This window comes from Streptomyces sp. NPDC020362 (assembly GCF_040642095.1).
Classification (GTDB): Bacteria; Actinomycetota; Actinomycetes; order Streptomycetales; family Streptomycetaceae; genus Streptomyces.
In genome coordinates this window covers 1-5,884 of record NZ_JBFAET010000332.1, presented here as the reverse complement: position 1 = coordinate 5,884, position 5,884 = coordinate 1, and the positions used below count along the sequence as shown (strand labels likewise).

General features: G+C 68.3%; 5 protein-coding genes and 2 pseudogenes. 2 read left to right on the top strand and 5 right to left on the bottom strand.

The annotated features are described in order from the left end of the window. On the top strand, window positions 1–714 hold a 714-nt coding region (locus tag AB0H32_RS46155), incomplete at its 5' end, for an Ig-like domain-containing protein (RefSeq protein WP_361135046.1). 98 nt (window positions 715–812) lie between these two features. On the opposite strand, the gene AB0H32_RS46150 is transcribed toward AB0H32_RS46155, so the two are convergent. The 3 genes and pseudogenes from AB0H32_RS46150 to AB0H32_RS46140 all read right to left on the bottom strand — a co-directional run bounded on the left by AB0H32_RS46150 (window position 813) and on the right by AB0H32_RS46140 (window position 2,903). After that, window positions 813–1,487, bottom strand: coding sequence for an HAD family phosphatase (locus AB0H32_RS46150; protein WP_361135043.1), 675 nt, complete (start codon window positions 1,485–1,487; stop codon window positions 813–815). A gap of 77 nt (window positions 1,488–1,564) precedes the next feature. Further along, window positions 1,565–2,248 carry a LysE family translocator gene (locus AB0H32_RS46145; protein WP_361135040.1) on the bottom strand — a complete coding sequence of 228 codons (684 nt, stop codon included), beginning with the start codon at window positions 2,246–2,248 and terminating at the stop codon, window positions 1,565–1,567. Window positions 2,249–2,425: 177 nt separating this feature from the next. Further along, window positions 2,426–2,903: pseudogene (locus AB0H32_RS46140) on the bottom strand (transposase). Between the two features lie 175 nt (window positions 2,904–3,078). Between AB0H32_RS46140 and AB0H32_RS46135 the strand changes: the two are divergent. Next, entirely contained in the window at window positions 3,079–4,530 is a 1,452-nt protein-coding gene (locus AB0H32_RS46135; protein WP_361135049.1) for an amidase, read from the top strand. A gap of 262 nt (window positions 4,531–4,792) precedes the next feature. Here the strand turns inward: AB0H32_RS46135 and AB0H32_RS46130 are convergent, their stop codons facing one another. Both AB0H32_RS46130 and AB0H32_RS46125 read right to left on the bottom strand, forming a co-directional pair. Further along, window positions 4,793–5,125 (bottom strand): GNAT family protein, encoded by a 333-nt coding sequence (locus AB0H32_RS46130; protein WP_361135037.1) that lies wholly within the window; start codon window positions 5,123–5,125, stop codon window positions 4,793–4,795. 174 nt (window positions 5,126–5,299) lie between these two features. Further along, window positions 5,300–5,839: pseudogene (locus AB0H32_RS46125) on the bottom strand (DEAD/DEAH box helicase); the annotation flags it as partial. Window positions 5,840–5,884 lie beyond the last annotated feature (45 nt).

Sequence of the window (5,884 nt, the reverse complement as noted above, 5' to 3'; positions counted from 1 at the left end):
CGACACCACCGGTGGAAAGGGGGCGGCGGTGCGACCCCCACCACCCCCGGCACGGTCGGAAGCGGAGGAATCGGCATCAACCGCAATGGTGACGACGGCCAACCCGGTGAGTTGGGCGTCGGCGGCTCCGGCGGCGGTGCGTCGATCAATGCCGCCGGTGGAGGAGCCGGCGGCGTGTATGGGGGTGGCGGTGGTGGCGGCGCCTCCGCCAACGTGCTGTTCTCGGGTGGCGGTGGCGGTGGTGGCGGATCGAGCGCCGGGCCAGCGGGCAGCACCTTCACCGCCGGCGCGAACACCGGAAACGGAATCGTCACCATCACCTACACACTGCCCTCCCCCGTCACCACCTACCTCAAGTCCCACCCCAACCCCTCAAAGCAGGGAGAACCGGTCTACCTGTCGGACCTCGTCTGCCCCACCACCGACGGGCCGGGCGTCCCCCGACCGACGGGCGCCGTCACCTTCGCCGTCGACGGCACCACCGTAGGCACGGCCAAACTCAAGCGCTCCGGCACCGACAGCTGCAGCATCGCCGAACTCACTCTCAAGCACCTGGCCACAGGCACCCACACCATCACCGCGATCTACTCCGGCGACTCCACCTACCCGTCCAACAGCGGCAACCCAGAGACGCTCACCCAGACTGCCAAGAAGTGCCAGGACGACGACTGCGGCAAGGGATGCGGAAACCAGGCGGTGTCCGAGGGCGTGTGAGTGGGGGCCTCCCGTCATCGTGGCTCGCCCCAACAGCTCGGCGTGAGCAGCATTCGTCAACTCACTGATGAACCTGCCCCGCATTCACAGAAGGCAGGTCAGCAGGCAGTGCCGTGCCCCAGTTCCCTGGCCCACTCCTGCAATTCGGGCTCGGCCAGGCTGGTTCCCAGCCAGTCGTGGTCGAGCTCGACGCCTGGAAGGGACGGTACGACGGCGACGTAGAGCCCGGCAGCACGCGCCGAGGCGATGCCCGTGGCCGAGTCCTCGAAGGCGACGGAACGCTTCGGGGCCACACCGAGTGTCTCGCACGCCGTGAGGTAGAGCTCCGGTGCGGGCTTGGGGGTACGTACCTCGTCAGCGGCGAACGACTTGGTGAAGCAGTCGGCGAGGCCGGCCGACCACAGTGCCGCGTCCAGCAGTTCCCGGGGGCTGTTGCTGGCTACGGCGATGGGCACGGCTGCGCGGCAGGCGTTCACCAGTTCTGCCGCCCCGGCGAGGGCTGTGGCGCCTCGGGAAAGCTCCTTGCGGACTCCTTCGAGGAGCTCGGCGGCGAGTTCGGCCCCGGAGCCGGGGCATCCGAGGTATTGGGCCATGGCATCTCCAGCTGCCTCCACGGTTCGGCCGATGACGAGGGCTTTCTGTTCGGGACCAAAGGGATGGCCGTGCGCGGCGAAGATGGCCGCTTCCGCAACGGTCCAGCATGCTTCGGTGTCGACCAGCAAGCCGTCGCAGTCGAAGACCACTGCCTCGGTGCTGCTGGGGAGCGCGTACATGCAGATGTCCTTTCGCTTCGGGTGATACGGGGTTGGGCGGCGACCCCGGGTGGTCTTGCGGTGCGTCGACAGCCGCCTCACTGCCCGAGCGCGAGCCGGATGCCGAAGGCGGCGATGACCGTGCCGGTGATGCGGTCGAGGTAGCGGCGGGCCGAAGGCCGTTGCAGACGGTCTCGGAGCACGTGCGCGAATGCGATCAGCGCGCAGGCCCAGACGACGGCCAGGAGGATGTGCACACCGGCCAGGAGTACGCCTAGAGCAATGTGCGAGGCGCCGGCGGGGATGAACTGCGGGAGCACGGCAACGTAGAAGGCGCCCATCTTCGGGTTGAGAAGATTGGTCGCGATCCCCTGGCGCCAGCCGCCGAGCAGGGTATCGCCGGCGCCTCTCCCGGCCTCGGTTTCGGCCACGGTCCGGGTCCCGGTCGTGTCGCCGGCTCCCGCTGTCTGCGGGCTCTCTTTCGCCGAGCGGTGCCAGGTCTCCCACAGCAGCCTGCCGCCCATCCACACCAGATACGCGGCTCCGCTCCAACGAACAGTGTCGTATGCGAGGTGGGATGCCGTCAGAAGCGCGGTGACACCGAGCGAAGTGAGCGCGCCCCAGACCAGCGTGCCGCTCTGGATGCCGAGGACCACACCCCAGGCGCGACGCCGGTGCCCGAGTGCCGCGGTGCGCAGGATGAGGGCGGTATCCAGTCCGGGAGTGAGCGTGAGAAGCCCCACTATCAGGGTGAACGTCTCTATCGCATCCAAGGTGATCACGACCGGTCACCTTAGGCCGGAAGCCAGAGAACTTCTATGATTCTGCCCGAAATCGGGCAGGGGTCGCGGCATTCGGCTTGGTCTTGCGCATCAGACCTCGCAGCTTGCGTGCTCAGGCATACGCCATCAAGCGATGAGGTCAGCCCGTGACCTTGGCATCCTCTGGTGCGAGGGCGGCTACGGGCTGCCGACGGATCGCTGACGGATCCACAGCCGGATCGCGGCACCAGTGACCGTGCCATGAATGACGAATGCTCTCTTGTCGCACCTGGTGGCCACGGCGTGGTCCCAGCGCTCGGGAATTGTGTGCCCCAACTGACGCCTCCGCAGGCACCTCCGGTTTCGGCGCGAGCTGTAGCCTTTGTCGCCGCACAGGTAATCCGGACGTGTCCGCGGATGCCCGCCGGTCGGGCGGAGAACGCGGATATGGTCCAGGACTGCGATCAAAACTGCGGGGCCGCACAGGCAAGTCCCGCCACGGGATGCCTGTCCGCTGACGGAGGCTGATGCCGTTGATGATGGTGCGGTGGCTCTTCCAGCGCCCGGCCCGCACCACGTTCTTCGGAAGGTGCATATCCAGCCGCGCCCACTCCATGTCCGACAGATCGCCCCACCCCGCACCAGGCGGAGCGATCCCCCTTGGGCCAGTGAACATGCGAATCATCTGACGAACGCTCAACTCCCGCCTCGGGTCGGGCGATCAGGGCCGATCCACCTCATTGTGTCAGCAGTTGTAAGGCCCTGTCTGAGATGTGGTCGCAGCGTCCCGTTTCCCCGTTGCGCAAAGCGGCAGTTCATGGCCTGTTCCGGAGGCCGGTACGGTCGGATTCATGGAGAGGAATTTTCAGACGGCCGAAGAACTTGCGCGTGCTTTGCGTGCCGGTGAAGTGACCTCGGCGGAACTGACCGACGAGGCGATCGCCCGTATCGAGCGGGACGACAAGGCGATCAACGCGATCTGCGTGCCGGACTTCGACCGTGCACGGGCCGCCGCGCGCGGTGCCGACCAGGCGCGCGCCCGCGGTGAGGACCAGCCGTTGCTCGGCATTCCGGTGACGGTCAAGGAGTCCTACAACATCGCCGGTATGCCCACGACCTGGGGCATGCCGCAATACCAGAACTACATGCCGGCCGAGGACGCGGTGCAGGTGTCGCGGCTCAAGGCCGCAGGCGCGGTGGTACTGGGTAAGACCAATGTGCCCTTCGGACTGCAAGATGTGCAGAGCTTCAACGAGATCTACGGCACCACCAATAACCCGTGGGATCACGGTCGCACGGCAGGTGGATCCTTAGGCGGATCAGCGGCGGCCCTGGCGTCCGGATTCGGCGCGCTGTCCATCGGCTCGGACATCGCCGGTTCGTTGCGCACCCCCGCACACTTCTGCGGTGTCTACGCACACAAGCCGACACTCGGGCTGGCGGCGAGCCGCGGTATGGTCCCGCCGTCCGCGCCGGCCTTGCCGGCCGACGTTGACCTCGCCGTCGTCGGTCCGATGGCGCGCACTGCCCGCGACCTCACGCTCCTGCTCGACGTCATGGCCGGACCGGACCCGTTGACGCTCGGTGTGGCGCACGACCTGACGCTGCCGACCGCGCGCCACGAACGGCTCTGCGACTTCCGGGTCCTGGTCCTCGAGGAGCATCCGCTCATTCCGACCGGGTCCGCTGTGCGGGCGGGCGTGAACCGGGTGGCCGACGCGCTGGTCGACGGCGGCGCCCGTGTCGAACGGCACAGTCCGCTGCTGCCCGATCTGACCGAAGCCGCGATGCTCTACACGCACTTGCTGTTCTCGAGCCTCGTTGCGCGTTTTCCCGTCGAAGCGTACGAGCAGCTGCGGACCCGCGCCGCCGGACTGGGCGCAGACGACCAGAGTCTCGATGCGGCGCGGCTGCGCGGCATGGTGCTCAGCCACCGCGACTGGATCGAGGCGAACGGCCGTCGCGAGCTCCACCGCCACGGCTGGCGGCAGCTCTTCGCCGAGTTCGACGCCGTGGCGTGTCCCATCACGCCCACTCCCGCGTTCCCGCACGACCACAACCCCGATCCGAGGGCACGCCGTCTCGACATCGACGGCGTCGAGTACCCGTACTTCGACCAGCTCGTCTGGGCCGGCCTGGCCACCATGCCCGGTCTACCCGCCACGGCCATACCAGCGGGCCGGTCGCCCGAGGGTCTGCCGGTGGGAGTGCAGCTCATCGGTCCGATGTTCGAGGACCGCACCCCGCTGCGGCTGGCCGAACTGCTCGAGCAGAAGATCGGCGGCTTCCAGGCACCGAAGTAGTGGCGTACTACCGGGTGTCCGTCGAGGACGGGGGGCGGATCACGACGAGATCCTCCGAATGCGCGTAGTCGCTACACACGCGACATTGAAGTCGATCACAGATGCCCCGGCCTGATCGCCACACACAGCAACCAGCATCGCGAATGCCGCACCCGGAATCGACCGGCGTCCGCACCGGCCCTTCGGTGTACAACAACGCATCGCACGGCGCGAACAGCGCGTCGTTCGAGCCGTGTTCGGCCTAGACTGTTGGACGATCAGTTCACGGCTCGCTGATCGAGTGCCGTTGGAAGAACTCGTCAGCGAGCATGCCCATCATGACGAGATCCTGGTGCTGACCGGCGACAAACACATGGTCACGGAGGCGGCCCTCCTCGGTGAATCCGAGCCGCCGGTGAAGTGTCAGCGACGCTTCGTTGTGGGCGAAGATCCGCGCTTGGCACCTGTGATAGCGCCGCTCGGCGAACATGAAGCGCAGCAGCAGTACGACGGCTTCAACCGCGTAGCCCTTGCGCCGGTGGTCGGTACCGATCGTCACGCCGTACTCGAACCAGCCGGCACGAGAGTCAGCAAGATGTGAGCGGAGCACGACCACCTGTCGCTCCAGGACATCGCGGACCGGGAAGGAACGAGCCTCGCCACCGTGCGCCTGGCACCGCTCAGGAACGACGTCCTACTGCACCCCGCCGACTCCTACGGCCAGATGGACGACCGCCGCTCCGGAGCCCGCCGCCGAGCCGGACACCTCGGCGGTGCCCTCCCCGGGCGTGGCCATGTCCGCGACCGGGACTTCCACCCGCAGCCGGACCGATTTCCGGTTCGCCGGCCGCACGATCTCGACCGGCTGCTCGTCGGCGGGGAAGGTGCTCACCTCCCCGACCGGCCGGACCGTCACGGACAGGCCGATCCGCTGTACCGGCTTTCCAGGCTGCGCGAACAGCCGGGCAAGGGACAGGGCCAGATGCGCGCCGCGCTTGGTGCCCGCCACCGCGTGCACCTCGTCCACGATCACCGTGCGCACCCCCGGCGGTGAATCGCGCGCGGTGGAACTGAGCAGCAGGAACAGCGACTCCGGGGTGGTGACCAGGATGTCCGACGGGGTGCGCAGGAACGCCCTGCGCTCGGTGGCGGGAGTGTCGCCGGTGCCCATGCCGACCGTGATCACCGGCTCCGGCCGGCCGAAGCGGATGGCGGCCTGGCCGGTGCCGGCCAGCGGCGCCCGGGGGTCCCGGCCCGGCAGCGGAGCCCGCAGGTTGCGTTCGGCGTCCGCCGCCGCCTTCAGCGGCGAGACACGCAGCACCCGGCAGCGTGGCGGCGGCTACGGCGGCACCGGGGGGAGGGCCAGCCGGGGGAG

Coding starts and splice junctions, on each gene's coding strand:
- AB0H32_RS46150 (WP_361135043.1), bottom strand. CDS start 1,487: ATGTACGCGCTCCCCAGCAGCACCGAGGCAGTGGTCTTCGACTGCGAC.
- AB0H32_RS46135 (WP_361135049.1), top strand. CDS start 3,079: ATGGAGAGGAATTTTCAGACGGCCGAAGAACTTGCGCGTGCTTTGCGT.